Genomic DNA, 904 nt, shown 5'->3' on the forward strand with positions numbered 1-904 from the left:
ACCTTTTGGTTCTTCTTCCACCTGTGCACTATTAAAATCGCAATAATAGCAATCATATTTTTCTGAATACAGATAATATTTTTTGCCAATCTGATAAACCGGCGTTCCGATTTTAATATCCTTCCTTGTCAGTTTCTGTGAATGGGAGGTTGTCAAATTTCCATCTTTGTCGATTCCATACTGCCACTGGGACTGCGTATCCTGAAGTGCCTTATCGACTAAATCTTCAATTACTCCGGTTGTACTCGCATTCTCAATGTCATACTTCGGTGAAAGAAAGCCTTTTGTATAATCTTCCGGCAGCTCCTGACCGTCAAATCCAGTCACACCTGTGTGATCCGAATTGCTCATATCCGGAGTCGATACCGTAAAGCTGTTATTTTTATACACGTAGGTGTGTTTGGAGCCATTTGTAAGATAGACATCAAACACGGTCGTACAGCTCGGTTCTTCATAGAGACTCGCTGTACCATTTACCGGATTATAAATGTATTCAACGCCGCCGAATGACTGCCGAATCGTTGAACCATAAAACTGTGCATCATCCAGTTCCTTCGCTCCTTCTTCTGTCTTAAACCACTCATCAAACTGCTTCTTTCCAGCCGCATTGATCTCTTCCATCACCTTGCTCAGCTCAATCGTCTGGTCACCCTTGGCATCTTCTTTGATATTAAAGGTTACCTTAAATTTTCCAGTTTCTTTATCATAAAAATATTCATAATCCTTCTCTTCCGGTAAAACAGGTTTTACCTCCGTCTCCTGGCTGCCGCCCGTTTGGTTTCCGGAATTATCCACATTTTGCTGTCCATTCTGAGAATTAGAATCTCCGGCTGCTCCCGACGCCAAACCTGCAGAGCCTGTACCAGAATTGGCATCCGATTCGTTCTTTTTCGAGTCGGACGGC

General features: G+C 43.0%; 1 protein-coding gene. It reads right to left on the reverse strand.

Features of this window, described 5'->3' with window-relative positions; all coding sequences use genetic code 11:
- Positions 1-795, reverse strand: a 795-nt coding sequence (locus tag QVO97_RS07835; protein ID WP_288189354.1) for a hypothetical protein, incomplete at its 3' end; no start/stop codon positions are given.
- Positions 796-904 lie beyond the last annotated feature (109 nt).

It is taken from the genome of Clostridium sp. CAG:43 (assembly GCF_000434655.1).
Taxonomy (GTDB): Bacteria; Bacillota; Clostridia; order Lachnospirales; family Lachnospiraceae; genus Otoolea; species Otoolea fessa.